Raw genomic sequence first — 22,627 nt, 5'->3', positions numbered from 1 at the left:
CCGCGAAGGTGGCCGTACCGTTGGTGCTGGCGTCGTCGCTAAAATCATCGAGTAATTGATGAATGGGGTCAGAGTCAAAGACTCTGACCCCGGTCGGAGTCACACGGAATGGGGTCAGAGTCGCGACTCTGACCCCGACCGGAGTTGACCCCGACCAGGCCAAGCCGAACCGCTGAATCAGCAGTTCGGCTTCGTCGTCTAAGTAGAGATAACAGGCCAGTAGCTCAATTGGCAGAGCAGCGGTCTCCAAAACCGCAGGTTGGGGGTTCGATTCCCTCCTGGCCTGCCATTTTATGGCAGGAGCGGCGCAGCATATGCCGCTAACTGAACGAATACGAAGGGTTTTTGCCGCACGGCGAGCGGGACCCTTCAGTAAGGATTGGATATAGATGAGTGCAGAAACCACGGGCAGCCGCTTCGATGGGCTCAAGTGGCTGGTCGTCGTTGCCCTGATCGCAGTCGCGGTTCTGGGCAACAGCTTTTACGCGGACCAGTCGATGCTCTATCGCGTGCTCGGCATTGTCGTGCTCGGGGTTATTGCTGCGCTGGTTGCCCTGAAAACTGCGAAAGGCGCCGCTTTCTGGTCGCTGGTCAAGGGCGCGCGTACTGAAATACGCAAAGTAGTCTGGCCTACCCGCCAGGAAGCCGTGCAAACCACCTTGATGGTGGTGGCTTTCGTTGTGCTGGTGGCGCTGTTCCTGTGGGGTCTGGATACCCTGCTCGGATGGGCCGCTTCACAGGTCATCGGATAAGGTCGAGAAGGGAAGGATTGGTCAATGGCTAAGCGCTGGTATGTGGTTCACGCCTACTCAGGGTATGAAAAGAAGGTCGCTTCTTCCCTGAAAGAGCGCATTGAGCTGCACAACATGCAGGACCTGTTCGGCGAAGTGCTGGTGCCGACCGAGGAAGTGGTTGAGATGCGCGGCGGCCAGAAGCGTCGCAGCGAGCGCAAGTTTTTCCCTGGCTACGTGCTGGTGCAGATGGAGCTCAACGACGACACCTGGCACCTGGTGAAGGAAACGCCCCGGGTGATGGGCTTTATCGGCGGCAAGGCCGATGCGCCGGCGCCGATTACCGAAGCCGAAGCCAATGCCATCCTCAAGCGCGTGGAAACCGGTGCCGAGGCGCCGCGTCCGAAGACGCTGTTCGAGCCGGGCGAGATGGTGCGGGTTATCGATGGGCCTTTCAACGACTTCAACGGTGTCGTGGAAGAGGTCAACTACGAAAAGAACCGCCTCAACGTGGCGGTGCTGATTTTCGGGCGTTCCACTCCGGTGGAGCTCGAGTTCAGCCAGGTCGAAAAGGCCTGAGGTTTGTAAAAGAGGGGTCAGGGCCCTTTTTATAGCAATTCCCTAAAAAGGGCTCTGACCCCTTTTTAAACCAACAGTGGGGAGCTCCAGTAGGCCGCGAGGCTGAACAGGCGTTTGAACCCGGGAGACTAGCAATGGCTAAGAAAGTCGAAGCTTATATCAAGCTGCAGGTTGCCGCCGGCCAGGCCAACCCGAGCCCGCCCGTGGGCCCGGCGCTGGGTCAGCACGGCGTGAACATCATGGAATTCTGCAAGGCGTTCAACGCCGACACCCAGGGCCTGGAGCCGGGTCTGCCGATTCCGGTGGTGATCACCGTCTACAGCGACCGTTCCTTCACCTTTATCAAGAAGACGCCGCCGGCCGCAGTTCTGCTGCGCAAGATCGCGAAGATCAAGAAAGGCTCCGCCACCCCGAACACCAACAAGGTGGCCAAGGTAACCCGCGCCCAGCTCGAGGAAGTGGCTACCCAGAAGTGGCCTGACCTCACCGCTGCGGATATGGATGCGGCTGTGCGTACAATTGCTGGCAGCGCCCGTAGCGCCGGCATCGAAGTCGAGGGGGTGAACTAAGATGGCCAAGTTGTCCAAGCGCGTACGCGCATTCAAGGAAAAAGTGGATCCGCGCAAAGCCTATCCGCTGGAAGAGGCCGTGAGCCTGCTGAAAGAATTTGCCACCGCGAAATTCAACGAGACTGTTGAAGTTGCGGTCAACCTCGGTGTCGACGCGCGCAAATCCGACCAGGCAGTGCGCGGTGCGACCACCCTGCCCCACGGCACCGGTTCCGAGGTTCGCGTCGCAGTTTTCACCCAGGGCGAAGCTGCCGAGCTGGCCAAGGCTGCCGGCGCTGATTTCGTCGGCATGGAAGACCTCGCCGAGCAGATCAAGGGCGGCATGATGGATTTTGACGTGGTTGTCGCTTCCCCCGACGCCATGCGTGTTGTCGGCCAACTCGGCCAGGTGCTGGGTCCCCGCGGCCTGATGCCGAACCCGAAAACCGGCACCGTGACCCCCGACGTGGAAACTGCCGTCAAGAATGCCAAGGCTGGTCAGATGCGCTACCGCACCGACAAGAACGGCATCATCCACGGTGGTATCGGCAAGGTCAGCTTCGAACTGGACGCCCTGCGCGGCAACCTCGAGGCTGTGCTGTCTGACCTGAAAAAGGCCAAGCCGTCTTCTGCCAAGGGTGTCTACCTGAGAAAAATCAGCCTGAGCACCACCATGGGCCCGGGCGTGACCATCGACCAGTCGTCCATCGACGTCTGAGTCCGGTCGCCGCGGCCCGGCAGGGCCGCATGCATTGTCGGGGTGCTCCCAAAAGGTGTACCCCCTCGATACTTTGCCAGGGATGGTGAAGTAGTCGGTCCGGGAGAAGCCCACAGGTTTCAACCGGTCCACTTTGAGGTCTTTAGGACGAAGCAGGGCTGTAGCCCATTTAGCTGAGAGCTTAAGGCCATCAAAGACCGTAGGTGTCCCTGTCGGGCGGTAGGCAGACGGGGGCTTAATCCGGGCAATCCGCAAGGCGCGCCCCAGCCTACGCAGATGGTGAACGTGTTCACCAGTAAATCGGTGGTCGCATAGTTTTGCGACTGCTTACGTTAGCAATCCAGGAGTAATGCCAGTGGCAATTGGACTCGAAGACAAGAAAGCGATCGTAGCTGAAGTTAACGAGACTGCCACCAGTGCCCTGTCCCTCGTTATCGCGGATGCCCGCGGTGTAACGGTGGATGGTATGACTGCTCTGCGCAAGAATGCTCGCGAAAACCAGATTGTGCTCCGTGTCGTACGGAACACCCTGGCCAGGCGCGCGCTGACAGGAACGGAATACGAGTGCGTCAACGACGCCATCGTCGGCCCGTCCCTGTTCGGATTTTCCATGGAAGATCCGGGTGCGGCAGCACGACTCTTCAAGGACTTCGCCAAAGAAAACGGCGCCTTTGAAGTAAAAGCATTGGCGGTAGGCGGCCAGATGCTGGGTGCGGATCAATTGGATGTGCTGGCTAAGCTGCCGACGCGCGATCAGGCAATCTCGATGTTGATGAGTGTCATGAAAGCGCCGGCAACCAAGCTGGTCCAGACAATGAACGAAGTACCTGGAAAACTGGTTCGCACACTCGCTGCAGTACGCGATCAGAAAGAGGCGGCGGCGTAAGCCCTCGTCACAGGATTTTTAATCAGCTAGATAGGAGAAAACAGTCATGGCACTGTCCAAAGACGACATTCTGAATGCAATCGCTGAAATGAGCGTGATGGATATCGTAGAGCTCATCGAAGCAATGGAAGAAAAATTCGGCGTAACCGCTGCTGCTGCTGTTGCAGTTGCACCGGCCGCTGCTGGCGCTGACGCCGGCGCTGCTGCCGAAGAGAAAACTGATTTCGACGTGGTTCTGACTTCCGCTGGTGAGAAGAAAGTAAACGTCATCAAGGTTGTCCGCGAAGTCACCGGCCTGGGCCTGAAAGAAGCCAAAGGCCTGGTCGACGGCGCTCCTTCCTCTGTCAAGGAAGGCGCTTCCAAGGACGAAGCCGAAGAAATCAAGAAGAAGCTGGAAGAAGCTGGCGGCACTGTCGAGCTCAAGTAAGCTGGACACCGCTCGTATTTTTCGAGTTTTGGACGAGGCTGGTGGCGCGCAAGCCCACCGGCCTTTTCCCGCTTCATGGATGCAACATTCGATTAAAGGAATCGAGGGGATTTAAGGGGTCAGAGCCCTTTTTCCTGGAAAAGGGCTCTGACCCCTTAAATCCACCCTTTAATCGAAAAGGTCGCCAGACCTTTACTGCAGCCCGCCAGGGCTGTTGAGCCGCCCGATGTGGCGGATGGCTTAAATCGCTGGGGAGTACCGATGGCATACTCGTACACTGAAAAGAAACGCATTCGTAAGGATTTCGGCACCCTGCCGAAGGTTATGGATGTGCCTTACCTGCTGGCAATCCAACTGGATTCCTATCGCAAGTTCACGCAGCAGGGCGTGCCTGCCGCCGAGCGCGGTGACTATGGCCTGCACGCGGCATTCAAGTCTGTATTCCCGATTGTCAGCTACAGCGGCAACGCGGCGCTGGAGTACGTGGATTACGCGCTTGGCACCCCGGTCTTCGACGTGGGCGAGTGCCAGTTGCGCGGTGTGACCTACTCCTGCTCGCTGCGGGTGAAGGTGCGCCTGATCATTTACGACAAGGACTCCTCCAGCAAGACCATCAAGGACATCAAGGAGCAGGAAGTCTACATGGGGGAAATCCCCCTGATGACCGAGAACGGCACCTTCATCATCAACGGTACCGAGCGGGTGATCGTCTCCCAGCTGCACCGCTCCCCGGGTGTGTTCTTCGACCACGACAAGGGCAAGACCCACTCCTCCGGCAAACTGCTGTACTCCGCCCGGGTGATTCCCTACCGTGGCTCCTGGCTGGACTTCGAGTTCGACCCGAAGGACCTGGTCTACGTGCGTATCGACCGTCGCCGCAAGCTGCCGGCGACCGTGCTGCTGCGCGCGCTGGGTTACCAGACCGAGGAAGTCCTCGACATGTTCTACGACGTCAACGAGTTCAATCTCAATGACGACGGCAATTTCATGATGACCCTGATTCCCGAGCGCCTGCGCGGGGACGTGGCCACCTTTGAAATCAAGGCCGGCAAGAAAGTCGTGGTAGAGCAGGGCCGCCGGATCACCGCCCGCCACATCCGCGAGCTGGAAAAAGCCAACATCACCGAAATGGAAATCCCCCGGGATTACCTGCACGGTCGCGCCCTGGCCAAGAACATCGTCGACGAGAAAACCGGCGAAGTCCTGGTCGAGTGCAACACCGAACTGACCGAGGACATCATCGAGAAGATGGTGGCTGCGGGCATCACCCGTATCGAGACCCTGTACACCAATGAACTGGACTGCGGTCCGTTCGTCTCCGATACCCTGCGCCTGGACACCACCCGCAACGAACTCGAAGCGCTGGTGGAAATCTACCGCATGATGCGCCCCGGCGAACCGCCGACCAAGGAGTCTGCGGAAAACCTGTTCCAGAACCTGTTCTTCTCCGCGGATCGCTACGACCTGTCTGCCGTCGGCCGCATGAAGTTCAACCGCCGCCTGGGTCGCGAGGAAGTGATCGGCAGCGGCGTACTGGACAAGGAAGACATCGTCGACGTACTGAAGACCCTGGTCGGCATCCGTAACGGTAAGGGCATGGTCGACGACATCGACCACCTGGGTAACCGCCGCGTGCGTTCCGTCGGGGAGATGGCAGAGAACCAGTTCCGCGTGGGCCTGGTACGCGTCGAGCGCGCCGTGAAGGAGCGCCTGTCGATGGCCGAGTCCGAGGGCCTGATGCCCCAGGACCTGATCAACGCCAAGCCGGTGTCTGCCGCGGTAAAAGAGTTCTTCGGTTCCAGCCAGTTGTCCCAGTTCATGGACCAGAACAACCCCCTTTCAGAGGTGACCCACAAGCGCCGCGTTTCCGCGCTTGGCCCGGGCGGCCTGACCCGCGAACGCGCGGGCTTCGAGGTGCGCGACGTACACCCGACCCACTACGGTCGCGTGTGCCCGATCGAAACCCCTGAAGGTCCGAACATCGGCCTGATCAACTCGCTGGCGACCTACGCCCGCACCAACGACTACGGCTTCCTGGAGAGCCCCTACCGCAAGGTGGTGGACGGCCAGGTAACTGACGAGATCGAGTTCCTCTCCGCCATTAACGAAGCGGAACACGTGATTGCACAGGCCTCCGCGTCGCTGGACAAGAACAACCGCTTCACCGACGAAATCGTCAACGTTCGCTACATGAACGAATTCACGGTCAAGCCGCCGGAAGACATCGGTTACATGGACGTATCGCCCAAACAGGTGGTCTCCGTGGCAGCCGCGCTGATTCCCTTCCTCGAGCACGACGACGCGAACCGCGCGTTGATGGGCTCGAACATGCAGCGCCAGGCGGTACCGACACTGAAGAGCGACAAGCCGCTGGTGGGCACCGGTATGGAGCGCTACGTGGCCTCTGATTCCGGCGTCTGCGTGGTCGCGCGTCGCGCCGGGGTGATCGACTCCGTGGATGCGAGCCGCATCGTGGTACGGGTCAACGATGCCGACGTCGGTGTGGACGAAGCGCCGGTCGACATCTACAACCTGACCAAGTACACCCGCTCCAACCAGAACACCTGTATCAACCAGCGCCCGATAGTCAAGCAGGGCGACGCTGTAGACCGCGGCGACATCCTCGCCGACGGTCCCTCGGTAGACATGGGTGAACTGGCCCTGGGCCAGAACATGCGCATCGCGTTCATGCCCTGGAATGGCTACAACTTCGAGGACTCCATCCTGGTGTCCGAGAAAGTGGTGAAGGAAGACCGTTTCACCACCATCCATATCCAGGAACTGACCTGTATCGCCCGCGACACCAAGCTGGGGCCGGAGGAAATCTCCGCGGATATTCCCAACGTCGGTGAGAGCGCGCTGTCCAAACTGGACGAGTCCGGCATTGTCTACATCGGCGCTGAAGTGGACGCTGGTGACATCCTGGTAGGCAAGGTGACGCCGAAGGGCGAAACCCAGCTGACCCCGGAAGAGAAACTGCTGCGTGCGATCTTCGGTGAGAAGGCCTCCGACGTTAAGGACACCTCCCTGCGCGTGCCTTCCAGCACCAAGGGTACCGTCATCGACGTGCAGGTGTTCACCCGCGACGGCCTGGAAAAAGACCCGCGCGCCCTGCAGATCGAAAAGCACCAGTTGGACGAGTTCCGCAAGGACCTGAAAGAAGAGTACCGTATCTTCGAAGAGGCGACCTTCGCCCGCCTGGCCAACCTGATCAACGGCGCCAAGACGGTCAGCGGTGCCGGCCTGTCCAAGGGCACCGCGCTGAACGACAAGGTGCTGGCGGAACTGGAACGCGAGCAGTGGTTCAAGCTGAAGCTCGACAACGCCGACCTGAACGAGGCCCTGGCCTCCGCCAAGCGCCAGCTCGAGGAGCAGAACAAGCTGCTGGAAGAGCGTTTCGAGGACAAGAAGCGCAAGCTGCAGTCCGGCGACGACCTGGCCCCCGGCGTGCTGAAAATCGTCAAGGTGTACCTGGCGATCAAGCGCCGCATCCAGCCCGGTGACAAGATGGCCGGCCGCCACGGTAACAAGGGTGTGATCTCCGTGATCATGCCGGTCGAGGACATGCCCTACGACGAAAACGGCGAGCCCGTCGACATCGTACTGAACCCGCTGGGTGTACCCTCGCGGATGAACGTGGGCCAGATCCTGGAAACCCACCTGGGCATGGCCGCCAAGGGCCTGGGCGTGAAAATCGACCAGATGATCCGCGAGCAGCGCAAGGTGGCCGAGGTGCGCAAGTTCCTCGAGGCTATCTACAACAACGGCGCGGGCCGCGAGGAAGACCTCAAGTCCCTGTCCGATGCGGAGATCCTGGAACTCGCCAGCAACCTCGTCGGTGGCGTGCCGATGGCGACGCCGGTCTTCGACGGTGCCGCGGAAGAGTCCATCAAGGAACTGCTGGCGCTGGCTGACATGCCGGAAAGCGGACAGTTCACCCTGTTCGACGGCCGCACTGGCGACGCCTTCGATCGCAAGGTGACGGTCGGCTACATGTACATGCTGAAGCTGAACCACCTGGTGGATGACAAGATGCACGCCCGTTCCACCGGTTCCTACAGCCTGGTTACCCAGCAGCCGCTGGGTGGTAAGGCGCAGTTCGGTGGCCAGCGCTTCGGTGAGATGGAAGTATGGGCGCTGGAAGCCTACGGCGCGGCCTACACCCTGCAGGAAATGCTGACGGTGAAATCCGACGACGTGACCGGCCGGACCAAGATGTACAAGAACATTGTCGATGGCGACCATCGTATGGAGCCGGGCATGCCCGAGTCCTTCAATGTGTTGGTCAAGGAAATCCGTTCTCTCGGTATCGATATCGAGCTTGAGAACGAGTAATTGACCGACGACATAACCTCGCGGAGGAAAGACCTTGAAAGACTTATTGAATCTGCTTAAAGCCCAGGGCCAGACGGAAGAGTTCGACGCTATCCGTATCGGCCTGGCGTCGCCGGAGATGATCCGCTCCTGGTCATTCGGCGAAGTGAAAAAGCCCGAGACCATCAACTACCGCACCTTCAAACCGGAGCGGGACGGCCTGTTCTGCGCCAAGATCTTTGGCCCGGTGAAGGACTACGAGTGCCTGTGCGGCAAGTACAAGCGCCTCAAGCACCGCGGCGTGATCTGCGAGAAGTGCGGCGTGGAAGTGGCGCTGGCCAAAGTGCGCCGCGAGCGCATGGGCCACATCGAACTGGCCTCGCCGGTCGCCCACATCTGGTTCCTGAAATCGCTGCCGTCCCGTATCGGCCTGCTGCTGGACATGACCCTGCGCGATATCGAGCGGGTGCTGTATTTCGAATCCTACGTGGTGACCGATCCCGGTATGACCACCCTGGAACTCGGCCAGCTGCTCTCCGATGAAGAGTACTACGAGGCGATGGAAGAGTTCGGTGACGAATTCGCCGCCAAGATGGGCGCCGAAGCTGTCCAGGACCTGATGAAGCAGCTGGACCTGGAACAGGAAATCGCCCGCCTGCGGGAAGAGATTCCGTCCACCAACTCCGAGACCAAGATCAAGAAGCTGTCCAAGCGCCTGAAGCTGATGGAAGCCTTCGCCAGCTCCGGCAACAAGCCCGAGTGGATGGTCATGAACGCCCTGCCGGTACTGCCGCCGGACCTGCGTCCGCTGGTACCGCTGGACGGCGGCCGCTTTGCGACCTCCGACCTGAACGACCTGTACCGCCGGGTGATCAACCGTAACAACCGCCTGAAGCGTCTGCTTGACCTCAATGCGCCGGACATTATCGTGCGCAACGAGAAGCGCATGCTGCAGGAATCCGTGGACGCGCTGCTCGACAACGGTCGCCGCGGCCGCGCCATCACCGGCTCCAACAAGCGCCCGCTGAAATCCCTGGCCGACATGATCAAGGGCAAGCAGGGCCGCTTCCGCCAGAACCTGCTGGGCAAGCGCGTCGACTACTCCGGTCGTTCCGTGATCGTGGTGGGCCCGACCCTGCGCCTGCACCAGTGCGGCCTGCCCAAGAAGATGGCGCTGGAGCTGTTCAAGCCCTTCATCTTCGGCAAGCTGGAAGCCCGTGGCCTGGCGACCACCATCAAGGCCGCCAAGAAAATGGTCGAGCGCGAGCCGCCGGAAGTGTGGGACATCCTCGCCGAGGTTATCCGCGAGCACCCGGTACTGCTGAACCGCGCGCCGACCCTGCACCGCCTCGGTATCCAGGCCTTCGAACCGGTACTGATTGAGGGTAAGGCCATCCAGCTGCACCCGCTGGTGTGTGCCGCCTACAACGCGGACTTCGACGGCGACCAGATGGCGGTACACGTACCGCTGACCCTGGAAGCCCAGCTGGAAGCGCGCGCGCTGATGATGTCCACCAACAACATCCTGTCGCCCGCCAACGGCGAGCCGATCATCGTGCCGTCCCAGGACGTGGTACTGGGTCTGTACTACATGACCCGCGAGCGGGTTAACGCCAAGGGCGAGGGCATGGCATTTGCCAACGTCTCCGAGGTGCACCGCGCCTACTCGGCCGGTCACGCCCACCTGCAGGCCCGGGTGAAAGTGCGTATCACCGAGACCGTGGTGCAGGACGAGGGTGACCCGATCGAGCGCACCTTCATCGCCGACACCACTGTCGGCCGCGCCCTGCTGTGGGAGATTGTGCCCACCGGGATCGGCTTCGACATGGTCAACCAGAACATGGCCAAGAAAGCGATCTCGCGCATCATCAACCAGTGCTACCGCGCTGTCGGCCTGAAGGCGACTGTTATCTTCGCCGACCGCCTGATGTACACCGGCTACGAGTACTCCACCCGCTCCGGTTCATCCATTGGCGTTAACGATTTCGAGATTCCGGACGCCAAGGCCGAGATCATCGATCACGCCGAAGCCGAGGTACTGGAGATCGAGGAGCAGTTCGCTTCCGGCCTGGTGACCCACGGCGAGAAGTACAACAAGGTGATCGACATCTGGTCCCGCGCCAACGACCTGGTTTCCAAGTCCATGATGGAAGGTCTGTCGAAAGAGACGGTGATCAACCGCGAAGGCGAGGAAGAGGAGCAGCCCTCCTTCAACTCCGTCTACATGTACGCCGACTCCGGCGCGCGGGGTTCACCGGCCCAGATCCGCCAGCTGGCGGGTATGCGCGGCCTGATGGCCAAGCCGGACGGCTCGATCATCGAAACCCCGATTGTGGCCAACTTCCGTGAGGGCCTGAACGTACTGCAGTACTTCATCTCCACCCACGGTGCCCGTAAGGGCCTGGCGGATACCGCACTGAAAACCGCGAACTCCGGTTACCTGACCCGTCGCCTGGTCGACGTGGCCCAGGACCTGGTCGTGACCGAGGAAGACTGCGGCACCGACGCCGGCCTGCTGATGACCCCGGTTATCGACGGCGGCGACATCATCGAATCCCTGGGTGACCGGGTGCTCGGTCGTATCGTCGCCCGCGACGTGATGAAGCCTGGCTCCGATGACGAAATCGCCATCACCGCCGGCACCATGCTCGACGAGCTGTGGATCAAGCGGCTGGAAGAAATGGGTATCGACGAGATCGAAGTGCGCTCGCCGATCACCTGTGAAACCCGCCACGGCATCTGCTCCTACTGCTACGGTCGCGACCTGGCCCGCGGTCACCGCGTCAATATCGGCGAGGCGATCGGTGTGGTTGCGGCGCAGTCGATCGGTGAACCCGGTACCCAGCTGACCATGCGGACCTTCCACATCGGTGGTGCGGCGTCCCGGCAGACTGCCCAGGACAACATCCAGGTGATGAACGATGGTACCGTGCGTATTCACAACCTGAAGACGGTCGAGAACAACGACGGCAACCTGGTGGCGGTAAGCCGCTCCGGTGAACTGTCGGTGCTCGACGGCCTGGGTCGCGAGCGCGAGCGCTACAAGCTGCCCTACGGTGCCGTGCTGAAGGTCAAGGACAACGAGAAGATCACCGCCGGTGCCATCGTTGCCAACTGGGACCCGCACACGCACCCGATCGTCACCGAGGTGGCGGGTTTCGCCAAGTTCAGCGGGATGGAAGAAGGTATCACCATCAAGCGCCAGACCGACGAACTGACCGGCCTGTCCAGCATCTCCGTGATGGAAGCCGGTGAGCGTCCCGCGGCGGGCAAGGACATCCGTCCGGCCCTGACCCTGGTGGACGAGAAGGGCGAGGAACTGTTCCTGCCGAACACCAACGTGCCGGCACACTACTTCCTGCCGCCCCACGCTCTGGTGGGCCTGGAAGACGGCGCGAAAATCGGTGTGGGCGACGTCATCGCGCGTATCCCGCAGGAAGGCTCCAAGACCCGCGACATCACCGGTGGTCTGCCGCGCGTTGCCGACCTGTTCGAGGCGCGCAAGCCGAAGGAACCCGCCATCCTGGCGGAGATCTCCGGTACCGTGTCCTTCGGTCGCGAGACCAAGGGCAAGCGCCGCCTGGTGATCACCCCGACCGACGGGCAGACCCTGCCGGACGGATCCGATACCTATGAAGTGCTGATTCCCAAGTGGCGCAGCATGTCGGTGTTCGAAGGTGAATTCGTTGAGCGTGGTGAAGTTGTCTCCGAGGGACCGCCGAACCCGCACGATATCCTGCGCCTGAAAGGCATCGAGGAGCTGGCGAAGTACATCGTCAACGAGATCCAGGAGGTTTACCGCCTGCAGGGTGTGAAGATCAACGACAAGCACATCGAGGTTATCGTCCGCCAGATGCTGCGCAAGGTGATCATCACCTCCAGCGGCGACTCCACCCTGATCAAGGGCGAGCAGGTGGAATTCACCACCTTCCTCGAGGAGAACGAGCGCCTGCTGGCCGAGGGCATGGTCCCCGCCAACTCCGAGCGTGAGCTGCTGGGTATCACCAAGGCCTCGCTGGCAACCGAGAGCTTCATCTCCGCGGCCTCCTTCCAGGAGACCACCCGCGTACTGACCGAAGCGGCGGTGACCGGCAAGCGCGACTTCCTGCGCGGCCTGAAGGAAAACGTCGTTGTGGGTCGCCTGATCCCCGCCGGTACCGGCCTTGCCTATCACGACGAGCGCAAGCGCAAGCGTGAAAGCGCGTCCGAGTCCTCCGTGTCGGCGCAGGAGATCGAAGCGGCACTGTCCGAGGCCCTGCAGGCCGACGACTGATCGGAGGCCTGTCGCAACGTCGACAGACTGCGAAAAGACAAGGGCTCACCCGCCAGGGTGGGCCCTTTTTTGTAGGCCCGCGAAAGCCAATATCCTCTTTGGGCTAGGTACAGGGTTCAACATCAGTCAAAAGCTATTTCAGGTTCGATGGGTAAGAAGTGTGATGCGTGTCACAAAAAGCACGCATTATCCCTGAAAATTACATGGATAATTGGCCAAGCTCGACTACTATTATTCGTCAAATCTCAAGTAAATTCTTGTAATTATAATTTTTGAGTGATACGGAGCTCGTCTTCTGGGTGTGCTTGCGATTCTATGAGGTAAGCGCGTCAGGAAGACGAAATTCACTTCTCAACCCCCGGTCGTGGGGGTCCTGTTGCTCCTTACTGAAAAGTCTTTTCGACTTACTTTGCGCGTGAATTGATCGTATATCCATCAACCCGGGTAATTCGCAACGAGGGCACGATTGGATATTGGATAGTGGGGCAGGGTTCCGGCCCTCCCAGTATGGTTTATTCGCTTCATGCTCGAGAAAGGGTGTTCGTGTGTCGTTCAAGGGAGGAACTGTTGTGAAGATAAAATTGAAAGCTTGCACTCAAAATATGTTGGTGCTCGGTGCCGCGCTGGGTTTTTTGGCTGCCGGGAGCAATGCCCAGCCTCTGGTGTATACCCCCCAGCAACAGATACTGGCTGATCTGGGTAAAGAAGTATTTTTTGACGAGTCGCTGTCCACGCCGGGCAACAAACAGGGCTGCGTGTCCTGTCACGCTCCTGAGCGAGGCTGGACTTTCCCTGACGCCGCCGTCAACCTTGGTCCGGTGGGGAACCCGGGGGCCTTGCCGCACGCGCGGGGCAAGATAAAGCCTCCTACGGTAGCTTACGCGAGTTTTGTGCGCCATTTCCAGCCTTGCAATATTGGGAATCCCGGCGGTGGTCGCTGGTGCAGTGGCTTGTTCTGGGACGGCCGCGCCGAGGGGACCGAACCCTTTGGCACTTACCCCGAGGGGGATAGAGCCGTCAGTGAGTCTGTTTCCTGGGAGGAGTTGCAGTTGGATGGCATCTACCTCGCAGAATACTCGGACTTCCTTGGGCCGCTTACAGATCAGGCGCTAAACCCTGCGCAATTTGGTATCGAGCAAAATGCGGGTGAGAAGAAAGTATGTCAGCAGGTCAAGACTGCAAAGTACAAGCGTTTGTACCGGCAGGCTTTTGGAGAACGAATTAACTGCGAGGAAGAACCCGAAGACAACCCCGCTTTCAGGGTCGCCTTCAAGCGCATCGCGCTCTCACTGTCGGCGTATCAGGGATCGCCTGATGTCAATGCGTTCAGTTCTCTTCGCGATCTGGCCTTATATAAAGAGCTGGATTGTGGCGGCGATGCAGGCTTTTCCGAATACGCCTCGGCGCAGGACTGCCTTGATCTCGCCGAAGCTAAACCAGACGTCACTACATGGGGTCAATTTCCTCTCGCGTTTGTGGGGCTCGGCTTGCCCGATGAACAAATTCGTAAGATAAACCGCGGTCATGACCTGTTTTACGGTGTCGCGACGGCTGCAGATGACCTTAACGATGGCAACCCGGGGCCCCTTCGTGGCAATTCATCTGGGCCATTGGGTGGCGGACCCGCAAGTTACGATGGAGTAGGTACCAATGCCCAGTGCTCTGAATGTCACAGCGATAACCCCGGCCTTGATGACGGTACCGAGCCGCGACAGGGTTACGCTGACCAAGCCTATCACATTATCGGCATACCCTTTAATCGCCAAATCCCGAACACACTCAAGGGAGAGGTGACTGGCATATTCGATCATGTGTCATTCCGTTCAGACCGCCCCAACGACAGGCTGACCGTGCCCGGTCGCTTCAGAACACCGACCATGCGGGAAGTGGGTAAGGGTGACAATCTGCACGACGCGGGGTTCGTCAAGGCTTTTGCTCATAACGGTTACTTCAAAAGCCTGGAAGGGATTATCAATTTCTACGGTACCCGGGATCTCAAGCCAGCTTGCGAAGACGTAGTGCCTGAAATTATTGACGCCACCGAGGCGGAGGCGATGGCAAATGTTTGTTGGCCCGAGCCTGAATTTCCGAATCCGGGAACTTTTGCAGGAGTTGGTATCCTGGATCTGTACCCCGAGGAGGAAGCCGCCCTTGCGGCCTATATCCGTGCGCTGACGGATACGCACATCGCCGAAGCTCCTTAGGGTAGAAAATTGTGGGTAGAGCAAGCGACGGTGAGTGGCGTAGATGACGACACTGAAGGGGTTGTGCGTCACCGCGCTTGCACAGTTTGACCGGAGAGAGTGAGCAGGTTACCGACCTGCTGCCCGTATCGCTGACTATAGGCCCACCCTGGCGGGGTGGGCCTTTTTTCTTTGGATCGGTATAAGATGGCGGGCCAATACAATAAGCGGATAAACAGGTATGCGATTAAAGAGCAAGACCGCGCTGGTGACCGGCGCCGCCAGTGGCCTCGGCGAGGAGATCTGCAGGGCATTTGCCCGCGAAGGAGCCCACGTCATCGTCACTGACGTGGCGGCGGAGCCGGGACGCCAACTGGCCGCGGAGATCGGCGGGGACTGGCATTACCTGGATGTGGTGGACGAGGCCAACTGGTCGCAGGTCATCGACGAGGTACTGGAAACTGCTGGCAGCCTGGACATCCTGGTGAACAACGCCGGTGTTATTGGCGTGGGTGATGGCAGTGCGCCCCAGGACCCGGAAAACGCCGACCTCGAGGACTGGCGCGCGGTGCACCGGATCAACCTCGACGGCACTTTTCTCGGTTGCAAGTACGCGATCCGGGCGATGCGCCGGTCCGGGCGGGGCTCGATTATCAACATGTCCTCGCGCGCGGGCATGATCGGGGTGCCCGGCGCGGCTGCCTACGCCTCCTCGAAGGCGGCGGTGCGCAACCACACCAAGAGCGTTGCGCTGTACTGCGCATCAAAAAAGCTGGATATCCGCTGCAACTCGATTCACCCCGGGTCGATCATGACCCCGCTGTGGGAACCGGTGCTGGGGAGTGGCGCGGAACGGGAGGCCCATATGGACGCTTTTGTGGCGGGTACCCCGATGCGCCGCTTTGGCACGCCCGCGGAAGTCGCCCCGGTCGCGGTGATGCTGGCATCCGATGAATCCAGCTATATCACCGGCGCGGAATTCCATATCGACGGCGGGTTGCTGGCGGGTAGCTGCTGAAGTCGTCGCCCGGCGGGCGCGGTCTTGTGCCGGGGCGCGAAGCGGCTACAGTTAGAGCTGTCGACAATAACAAACTCCAGGGAGAGACCACCGCATGAGCAATAACGTGACCTTGCCAACACCCCACCACCAGCTGGACGGTTACCTCGCCGTGCCCGCCGGCGCGGGGCCATTCCCGGGCGTGGTGGTCATCCACGACGTCTTCGGGCTGACGCCGGTGGCCAGGGGCCACGCCGACTGGCTGGCCAGCGAGGGCTTCGTCGCGGTGGTGCCGGACCTCTATTCCTGGGGCGGGACCCTGAAGTGCGTGAAAGCCACCATGACCGACATGATGAACGGCTCAGGCCCGGCCTTCGACGATATCGACGCGGTGCGCCAGTGGCTGGCGGCGCGGGATGACTGCAGTGGCAATATCGGCGTGATCGGCTTTTGCATGGGCGGCGGCTTCTGCATCATGCTGGCCTCGGGCCACGATTTCCAGGCCTCGGCCCCCAACTACGGGATGCTGCCCAAGGGCGACCTCGAGGAAATTTTCCGGGATGCCTGCCCGGTGATCGCCAGTTACGCAGGAAAGGACAAGAACCTCGCCGGCGCGGCGGACAAGATCGAGCAGGCGCTGACCCTCAACCAGGTACCCCACGATGTGAAGGAGTACCCGGAGGCCTATCACTCGTTCATGGACGACCACCACACGCTGGTGCCGAGGATTCTCGGCAAACTCCTGGCGCTAAAATTCAACGCACGCGATGCCGCCGATGCGCGGGGCCGGATCAGCGCGTTTTTCCGCGAGCACCTCGCGGGAGGGTAGATATCTGCCTGGTCAGCGGTCGCCCACAGGAAGCTGCCAGGCGCCGACCGGCAGGATGGACTACCCGGGAAAACCGCTCACTCGTCGTAATCGTCGAGGTCCGCCGCAATCATCGGCTCTTCTGTGCTTTGCGGTGCGTCGGGGTCTTCATCCAGGCTGGGTTCGGGGAACTCGCTGGGGGTCGTTTCGGCCACCGGTACGGCCGCTTCGCCCACCCGCTGGCCGGCCGGTTCGATAAACTGCAGGGGATCCTCGGCCATTTTCTCGACCTCCGCCTTGGGCGTGGCAAAGGCGAGGTGGAACGCCGCGTAGCCCGGCAGCACCACCTGGTTGACCGCCATGCCGATCACCCGCGCGTCACGGGGTGCGAAAATGTTGGTGCTGATATTGGTAATGGGGTCGGTGACGCTGCCCAGCAGGTCGCCCTCGCTGACGTTGTCCCCCAGTCTGGCGTGGCCCAGCAGGATGCCGCCCTGTTCCGCGCGCACCCAGAGCGAGCGGTGGTAGATGGGCTCCGGGTCGCCCCACAGCTTGAAGCGCTTGATCATCCCCAACTTGTTCATCAGCGTGGTGATACCGTTGACGCCGTGGTTCACCGCGCTCTGCTGCAGGCGCATGGAACCGCCCGCCTCGAGGGTTACCGCGGGAATGCCGGCATTGACCGCCGCCCGGCGCAGGGTGCCGGACGCGCCGCGGCTTTGCAGGACCACGGTATTGCCGAAACCCTCGGTCAGTTCGCGCACCCTGGGGTCGCGCAGGTCGCCGCGCAGCTGGGGCATGTTGGTGCGGTGGAAGGAGCCGGTGTGCAGGTCCACCAGCGCGTCGCAGTGGCGGATCACCTCCTCGAAGAAGGAGTAGGCGATACGCGACGCCGAGCTGCCCTCGGGATAACCCGGGAAATAGCGGTTCAGGTCGCGGCGGTCGGCGAGATAGCGCGAGCTGCGGTGAAAACCCTGCAGGTTGACGATGGGCACGCCAATGACCGTGCCGCTGAGGGATTCCGGATCGAGATTGTAGAGGGCGCGGCGGACGATCTCGATGCCGTTGAGTTCGTCGCCGTGAATGGCCCCGGTGAGGCACAGCACGGGTCCCGGCTCAGCCCCGTTGACGATGAGTACCGGCGTGGGTGTGGCAATGCCGTCCAGGGACTGGCTGGGCGACCAGGACAGCCGCGTGGCCGTGGACCGGGGAACTTCGGTGCCGAGTATCAGCAGCGCCGGATCCTCTGTGGCCTGGGGCTCCTCCGCGGGTGCGGGTTCTTCGGCAGTGTCCGCCGGGGCTTCCTCGACTGCCACTACCGTGAGGGGGTCCTGGGGGTCGGGCGCCTGCGCTGCGGTCGCCAGCGCCGGGTCCGCCGTGGCAGGGGCTGGTTGTTCAGGGGCTGGCTGTTCAGGAGCGGCGGGGTCCGGGGACGCCGTTTCCGGGCCAGCTTCTTCGGGGGCGGCCTGCTCCGTGGCGGCCTGTACCGGGGCAGCTGGCTCGGGGGTGGTCTCGGGAGAGGGTTCGGCGATGACCGGCTTGTCGAGCTCCACCGATGGCGCCCTGGCTGGCGCTGGACTGGGGCTGTCCGCGTCCGCCGGTACCACTTCCGGGTCAGCCCCTGGCTCGGGCTCAGCGGTTACAACGGGCTGGTCGAGCTTGATACTGGTCGCGCGGTGGGGCGCTGCTGCCATAACTGCTGGAGAATTGGGGTCGACAGGGGATTGCGCGGGCATTTCGGCGGGTTGCAGTGGGGGTTCCGCTGCCTGCAGGCAGGCCGAAACCGCCAGAAATACCGCCATGCCCAGCCGAGCACTACCCATTACAGCTTGCCCCGTCGTTTTGCCATATACCTGCTGCGGCCTGCCACAACGGCATTGCCGCCAGGTTCCAGACTACCGTATTCAGCTGAAGGGGTGAATCCCCGAAACCGGGGGGTGTGGAGAAAGTCGCGTAAAGTTCTGTAAAGCAAAACCGCCCGGACCGCAGGCCGGTCCGGGCGGTTTGGGGCTCAAATCTGCTCGAGGGTGGCTTCCAGCTGGTCGACCAGGTCCTCAAATACACCCAGGGCAGCGTAGATCGGCTCGGGGGAGGTCATATCAACCCCGGCTTTCTTCAGCAACTCGATCGGGTAGTCGCTGCTGCCCGAGCGGAGCATCTCCAGGAAGCGCTCCCGTGCCGGCTCGCCCTCCTCGAGGATCGCCCTGGCCAGCGCGTTGGCGGCGACAAAGGAGGTGGCGTACTGGTAGACGTAGAAGTTGTCGGTGCGCATGAAGTGGGGGATACGGCTCCACTCGCTGGCATTGAGGGGGTCGACGACCACCGCGTCACCGTAGTAGGCATTGAAGACATCCGCGTAGAGCTGGTTCAGCGAGTCCTTGGTCAGGGCGTCGCCGCGCTCCGCCATGGCGTGGGCCTGCATCTCGAAGTCCGCGAAGGAGGCCTGGCGGAAGAAGCCGCCGCGGAACTCGTCGAGGTACTGCTGCAGCAGGTAGGCGCGGGCCTGCGGGGTCTCGGCGTGTGCCAGCATGCTCTGGAACAGGATCGCCTCGTTGGTCATGGAGGCGATTTCCGCGATGAATGTGCGGTAGTCGGCGTACAGGTAGGGCTGTGCCTGGCGCGCCATGTAGGAGTGCAGGGAATGGCCGTACTCATGGGCCAGGGTCGACACGTCGTTGAGGTTGCCCTGGTAGTTCATCGACAGGTAGGGCTTGGAGTCGTACATGCCCCAGGAGTAGGCCCCGCCGCGTTTGCCGGCGCTTTCGAAGGCGTCTACCCAGCCCTCGTCGAAGCCCTTCCAGTACAGCGCGATGTAATCCTCGCCCAGTGGCTTGAGGCCCTCCGCGACGATGTTCTTGGCCTCCTCGAAGTCGATCTCGCCGTAGGCGTTCTCGATGGTCGGTGCGTACATGTCCCAGACCTGCAGTTGCTCGACGCCGAGTTCCTTGCGGCGCAGTTCGAGGAAGCGCTGGAGCTGGGGAGCGCCCTCGCGGGCCACTTTTACCACGTTGAAATAGACTTCCTGCGGGATGCCGTTGGTGTAGGTGGCCGCCTGCAGGGCCGAATCGAAGCCGCGGGCCCTGGCGGCAAAAATGCGGCCCTTGACGTGGCCCTCATAGTTGGCGGCCAGGGTGTTGCCGAACTGCTCGTAGGTGCTGAAGAGACCCTTCCAGGCCGCCTCCCGGTAGGCGCGGTCGTCACTGTACAGCGCCGAACCGTAGAGCCCCTTGGTCAGTTCGACAGTGGTGCCATCGGGGGTCCTGACCTTGCCGAATACCATGTCCGCGTTTTCCAGCGCGGAGAAGCCGCTGCTGAACTTGCCGAGGGGGTCGGAGGCCATGGCCAGCAGGGATTCCTCTTTCTCGGACAGGGTGTAGGGGCGCATACGCACCTGCTCGTCGAGGAAGTGGCGATAGACCTGCAGGCCGGGAGTGCTTGCGACCATCCGGTTCAACTCGGTTTCGGGGATTGCAAGCAGCTCCGGTGACATGAAGGCGGTGAGGGTGTTCAGCTCGGCCTCCAGCGCCTGGGCGCGGGAGTAGCGGGCACTGTTGTCGCCAATGCGCATGTCCTCGAAGGACTTCATTCCCGCATAGACGTACAGGCGCTCCATCAGCAGGTTGAGTTCCTCGTATTGCTGGATCGCCGCCAGCAGTGCGGCGCCGCTATCGCCGAGGTGGCCCTGGTGGGTCTTGATCTTCGGCATCAGGGCTTGCAGGCGCTTTGCGTCCGCCTCCCAGGCCTGGGCAGAGGCGTACATCGAGGAGAGGTCCCACTTGTACTGGTCGGGAATTTCACTGCGTTCACGGGGTTGGGCGGTGGCTGTGGCGGCTGCTGCGGCGAGGCTGACAGCCAGCACAAGGTGCTTGAGGGCGGGCATAAAAGGCATGAATTCTCCCAGGTTGATTGATTCACTGGCGGTATACGTCGCTTAAGACGAATAACTCCGGTGTTTCATCAATCAGCCGGTGAAATCAGGCCCGATGCGCACGGGCCTGGCGAGGGCCGGCTGTCCGGGTATGCCCCGGGTGGGGTTTACTGCCCCGTGGCCTTTGTTTTCGCGGCAGACTTTGACATCAATTGCCCGATCAACAGGACAGCGGCGATAACGATCGCCCCTCCGCCGATAACCAGCCCCATCCAGACGAGGGGCGCAGGCGCGAGCGCGGTATCGCGGGCCGCGAGCCCGCTGACCAGGTAGAACATGAACGCGTAGTTGTTGAACAGCATCGGCCAGACTTCGCCCAGCGCGACTATGGCGTACACCACAAGGCAGACAAACAGCAGCTTTGCCGGCCACGCCCCGAGGGCCGTGCCCGCCAGGTCGACAAAATACACCGTCAGTACGAAACAGCAGATGCCCGCCAATCCGCCCAGCAGGAGGTGCGGCGCGCGCCCGGGGTTCATGTGCGTCTCGAAAAAGAAAATCATCACCAGGAATACTGGCCACGCCGGCAGCTGGTAGTGGTGTAATACCAGTTCCAGCGCGATGATGAGTGCCAGCAGGTAGATGCCGAAAACCAGGCGGGACCTGCTGGGGAAGCCTGATGCCATGGGGGTTCTCCCGTCGATTGTAATTATTGGGCGCCTGTCCCGGGGCGGCGGATTTCCGTGCGGGGGCGAGAGACAGCTTCGCCGGGCGGGTCTTTTCCGGCAATTACCAATCCGGCCAGATTTGCTGGCCAAACCGTCAACGGGCCGGAGTCCGCGGGGTTGAGGGGAGCCGGGTCGGGGTGCGTCAGGTCGATGTGGTCGCTTGTCCGTGCCGGGGGCGAACGTCGGGCCTGTATGGCTTATCAAATACCGCCATGTTGGGAATAATAACGCCCGCTACCCTTGCCGAACGACAAAAGCACGACAGGAGAAAAAGAATGCTGTTATCCGCAACCGCCCTGGCCGAGTGGCGCAAATTCTGGCCGCTGCCATTTGCCGCCGGACTGGGCTATGCCACGGCCGTCATGTACGTCTACGCCATGGGACCGTTTATCGAACCGATTTCACAGGAGTTCGGCTGGTCCCGGGCGCGGGTGTCCTCGGGCATTACCATCGCCGCATTTTTCAGCGCCATTTTCTGCATCCCCATCGGTATGCTGGTGGATCGCATCGGGCCGCGCCGGGTGGGCCTTTTCGGCGCGCTGATGATGGCGGCGTGCGTCGCCCTGCTGGGTTCCGCGACGGGCACCGAGACCAACTGGGTCATGCTGTGGGGCCTGCTCGCGGTGTCCACCCTGTTCGTGCAGGCCACCGTCTGGACCAGCGCGGTGACCAGCCGTTTCGAGCATTCCCGCGGCCTGGCCCTGGCCATTACCCTGTCCGGCGCCTCCCTCAGCGCAACCATTTTTCCCGTTCTCGCCACCTGGCTGATCGCCCAGACCGGCTGGCGCGAGGCCTTCACGCTGATGGCGGGGGTGTGGATCGCGCTGGTGTTTCCGGTTCTATTCATCAGTTTCCGCGGCGCCAACGACAGGCTCGGCAACCCGCAGACGCCGGTGACTCATACAGTGAAAGCCCTCAGCGGGGTCAGCCTCGGCCAGGGCCTGCGCTCCCCGGCGCTCTACAAACTGGTCATGGCCGGCGGCTTCTTTTCCTTCACGGCCATCGGCATTGTGGTGCACTTCGTGCCGATTCTCACCGATGCCGGCGCCGAGCCACTGGCGGCGGCGGGGGTCGCCTCCCTGGTGGGTGTCTTTTCGGTGATCGGCCGCCTCGGCACCGGTTTCCTGCTCGATCGCCTGCCCGGTCACCTGGTGGGTGGTGTCGCGTTTATCATTCCCATTATCGCCTGCATGTTGCTGTTGCTGGACGGGTCCAACCCACTGAGCCAGGCGGTGGCGGCGGCAATTTTCGGCCTGACCCTCGGTTCGGAGGTCGATGTGATCGCCTACCTGGCGGCCAGGTACTTCGGCCTGCGCAACTTCGGCGCGCTCTACGGGGCCATGGTCATGGCGCTGTCGCTGGGGGTGGCTTTCGGTCCGCTGGGTGCAGGGGTGGCCTACGACCTCTACGGTGGTTATGCGAGTTTCCTCTACCTGACCATGGGGCTGATGGCCGTGAGCGCAGTGGCCCTGTTCAGCCTGGGGTCCACGCCGGATGCGGCGGAACTCGAGGCGGGTTCGGTGGTAGCACGCTAATCGGTGCAGCTTGTTTTGCGGGCCTGGGCTTG

Annotated in this window: 15 protein-coding genes and 1 tRNA gene; 13 read left to right on the top strand and 3 right to left on the bottom strand. The window is 61.5% G+C overall.

Annotated elements, in window-relative coordinates:
• Positions 1 to 213 precede the first annotated feature (213 nt).
• From ACNKU3_RS13435 to ACNKU3_RS13380, 12 genes are all read left to right on the top strand, one after another.
• Positions 214 to 289: transfer RNA gene (locus ACNKU3_RS13435), tRNA-Trp, on the top strand.
• 100 nt (positions 290 to 389) lie between these two features.
• Positions 390 to 752, top strand: coding sequence for a preprotein translocase subunit SecE (gene secE / locus ACNKU3_RS13430; RefSeq protein WP_418259990.1), 363 nt, complete (start codon positions 390 to 392; stop codon positions 750 to 752).
• A 24-nt stretch (positions 753 to 776) separates the two neighbouring features.
• Complete coding sequence (gene nusG / locus ACNKU3_RS13425; RefSeq protein WP_418259989.1) at positions 777 to 1,310, top strand: transcription termination/antitermination protein NusG; 534 nt, start codon at positions 777 to 779, stop codon at positions 1,308 to 1,310.
• Positions 1,311 to 1,444: 134 nt separating this feature from the next.
• Complete coding sequence (rplK, locus tag ACNKU3_RS13420) at positions 1,445 to 1,879, top strand: 50S ribosomal protein L11 (RefSeq protein ID WP_418259988.1); 435 nt, start codon at positions 1,445 to 1,447, stop codon at positions 1,877 to 1,879.
• Between the two features lies 1 nt (position 1,880).
• On the top strand, positions 1,881 to 2,576 hold the full coding sequence (gene rplA, locus ACNKU3_RS13415; RefSeq protein WP_418259987.1) for a 50S ribosomal protein L1: 696 nt from the start codon (positions 1,881 to 1,883) through the stop codon (positions 2,574 to 2,576).
• A gap of 355 nt (positions 2,577 to 2,931) precedes the next feature.
• Entirely contained in the window at positions 2,932 to 3,462 is a 531-nt protein-coding gene (gene rplJ / locus ACNKU3_RS13410; RefSeq protein WP_418259986.1) for a 50S ribosomal protein L10, read from the top strand.
• 46 nt (positions 3,463 to 3,508) lie between these two features.
• The gene (gene rplL, locus ACNKU3_RS13405; protein WP_418259984.1) at positions 3,509 to 3,889 is read left to right on the top strand and encodes a 50S ribosomal protein L7/L12; all 381 of its coding nucleotides are present in this window, start codon (positions 3,509 to 3,511) and stop codon (positions 3,887 to 3,889) included.
• A gap of 261 nt (positions 3,890 to 4,150) precedes the next feature.
• Positions 4,151 to 8,224 carry a DNA-directed RNA polymerase subunit beta gene (gene rpoB / locus ACNKU3_RS13400; protein WP_418259983.1) on the top strand — a complete coding sequence of 1,358 codons (4,074 nt, stop codon included), beginning with the start codon at positions 4,151 to 4,153 and terminating at the stop codon, positions 8,222 to 8,224.
• Between the two features lie 34 nt (positions 8,225 to 8,258).
• Positions 8,259 to 12,476, top strand: coding sequence for a DNA-directed RNA polymerase subunit beta' (gene rpoC, locus ACNKU3_RS13395; RefSeq protein ID WP_418259982.1), 4,218 nt, complete (start codon positions 8,259 to 8,261; stop codon positions 12,474 to 12,476).
• A gap of 569 nt (positions 12,477 to 13,045) precedes the next feature.
• Entirely contained in the window at positions 13,046 to 14,680 is a 1,635-nt protein-coding gene (locus tag ACNKU3_RS13390; protein WP_418259981.1) for a cytochrome c peroxidase, read from the top strand.
• Positions 14,681 to 14,900: 220 nt separating this feature from the next.
• On the top strand, positions 14,901 to 15,677 hold the full coding sequence (locus tag ACNKU3_RS13385; RefSeq protein WP_418259980.1) for a glucose 1-dehydrogenase: 777 nt from the start codon (positions 14,901 to 14,903) through the stop codon (positions 15,675 to 15,677).
• A gap of 94 nt (positions 15,678 to 15,771) precedes the next feature.
• Positions 15,772 to 16,485, top strand: coding sequence for a dienelactone hydrolase family protein (locus tag ACNKU3_RS13380; protein WP_418259979.1), 714 nt, complete (start codon positions 15,772 to 15,774; stop codon positions 16,483 to 16,485).
• A gap of 77 nt (positions 16,486 to 16,562) precedes the next feature.
• Here the strand turns inward: ACNKU3_RS13380 and ACNKU3_RS13375 are convergent, their stop codons facing one another.
• The 3 genes from ACNKU3_RS13375 to ACNKU3_RS13365 all read right to left on the bottom strand — a co-directional run bounded on the left by ACNKU3_RS13375 (position 16,563) and on the right by ACNKU3_RS13365 (position 21,018).
• Positions 16,563 to 18,158, bottom strand: a complete 1,596-nt coding sequence (locus ACNKU3_RS13375) for a succinylglutamate desuccinylase (protein WP_418259978.1) — start codon at positions 18,156 to 18,158, stop codon at positions 16,563 to 16,565.
• Between the two features lie 317 nt (positions 18,159 to 18,475).
• Positions 18,476 to 20,353: an oligoendopeptidase F gene (gene pepF / locus ACNKU3_RS13370; RefSeq protein ID WP_418259977.1), complete on the bottom strand. Its 1,878-nt coding sequence runs from the start codon at positions 20,351 to 20,353 to the stop codon at positions 18,476 to 18,478.
• A 146-nt stretch (positions 20,354 to 20,499) separates the two neighbouring features.
• Positions 20,500 to 21,018 carry a hypothetical protein gene (locus ACNKU3_RS13365; RefSeq protein ID WP_418259976.1) on the bottom strand — a complete coding sequence of 173 codons (519 nt, stop codon included), beginning with the start codon at positions 21,016 to 21,018 and terminating at the stop codon, positions 20,500 to 20,502.
• A 317-nt stretch (positions 21,019 to 21,335) separates the two neighbouring features.
• Here ACNKU3_RS13365 and ACNKU3_RS13360 point away from each other — a divergent pair, with 317 nt between their 5' ends.
• The gene (locus ACNKU3_RS13360; RefSeq protein WP_418259975.1) at positions 21,336 to 22,595 is read left to right on the top strand and encodes an MFS transporter; all 1,260 of its coding nucleotides are present in this window, start codon (positions 21,336 to 21,338) and stop codon (positions 22,593 to 22,595) included.
• Positions 22,596 to 22,627 lie beyond the last annotated feature (32 nt).

Source organism: Haliea sp. E17, assembly GCF_048323675.1.
In the GTDB taxonomy this organism is placed as follows: Bacteria; Pseudomonadota; Gammaproteobacteria; order Pseudomonadales; family Halieaceae; genus Mangrovimicrobium.
The sequence above is the reverse complement of the archived record's forward strand: the minus strand, read 5'-3'. Positions and strand labels throughout refer to the sequence as shown.

Coding starts and splice junctions, on each gene's coding strand:
- secE (WP_418259990.1), top strand. CDS start 390: ATGAGTGCAGAAACCACGGGCAGCCGCTTCGATGGGCTCAAGTGGCTG.
- nusG (WP_418259989.1), top strand. CDS start 777: ATGGCTAAGCGCTGGTATGTGGTTCACGCCTACTCAGGGTATGAAAAG.
- rplK (WP_418259988.1), top strand. CDS start 1,445: ATGGCTAAGAAAGTCGAAGCTTATATCAAGCTGCAGGTTGCCGCCGGC.
- rplA (WP_418259987.1), top strand. CDS start 1,881: ATGGCCAAGTTGTCCAAGCGCGTACGCGCATTCAAGGAAAAAGTGGAT.
- rplL (WP_418259984.1), top strand. CDS start 3,509: ATGGCACTGTCCAAAGACGACATTCTGAATGCAATCGCTGAAATGAGC.
- rpoB (WP_418259983.1), top strand. CDS start 4,151: ATGGCATACTCGTACACTGAAAAGAAACGCATTCGTAAGGATTTCGGC.
- ACNKU3_RS13385 (WP_418259980.1), top strand. CDS start 14,901: ATGCGATTAAAGAGCAAGACCGCGCTGGTGACCGGCGCCGCCAGTGGC.
- ACNKU3_RS13380 (WP_418259979.1), top strand. CDS start 15,772: ATGAGCAATAACGTGACCTTGCCAACACCCCACCACCAGCTGGACGGT.
- ACNKU3_RS13375 (WP_418259978.1), bottom strand. CDS start 18,158: ATGGCAGCAGCGCCCCACCGCGCGACCAGTATCAAGCTCGACCAGCCC.
- pepF (WP_418259977.1), bottom strand. CDS start 20,353: ATGCCTTTTATGCCCGCCCTCAAGCACCTTGTGCTGGCTGTCAGCCTC.
- ACNKU3_RS13365 (WP_418259976.1), bottom strand. CDS start 21,018: ATGGCATCAGGCTTCCCCAGCAGGTCCCGCCTGGTTTTCGGCATCTAC.
- ACNKU3_RS13360 (WP_418259975.1), top strand. CDS start 21,336: ATGCTGTTATCCGCAACCGCCCTGGCCGAGTGGCGCAAATTCTGGCCG.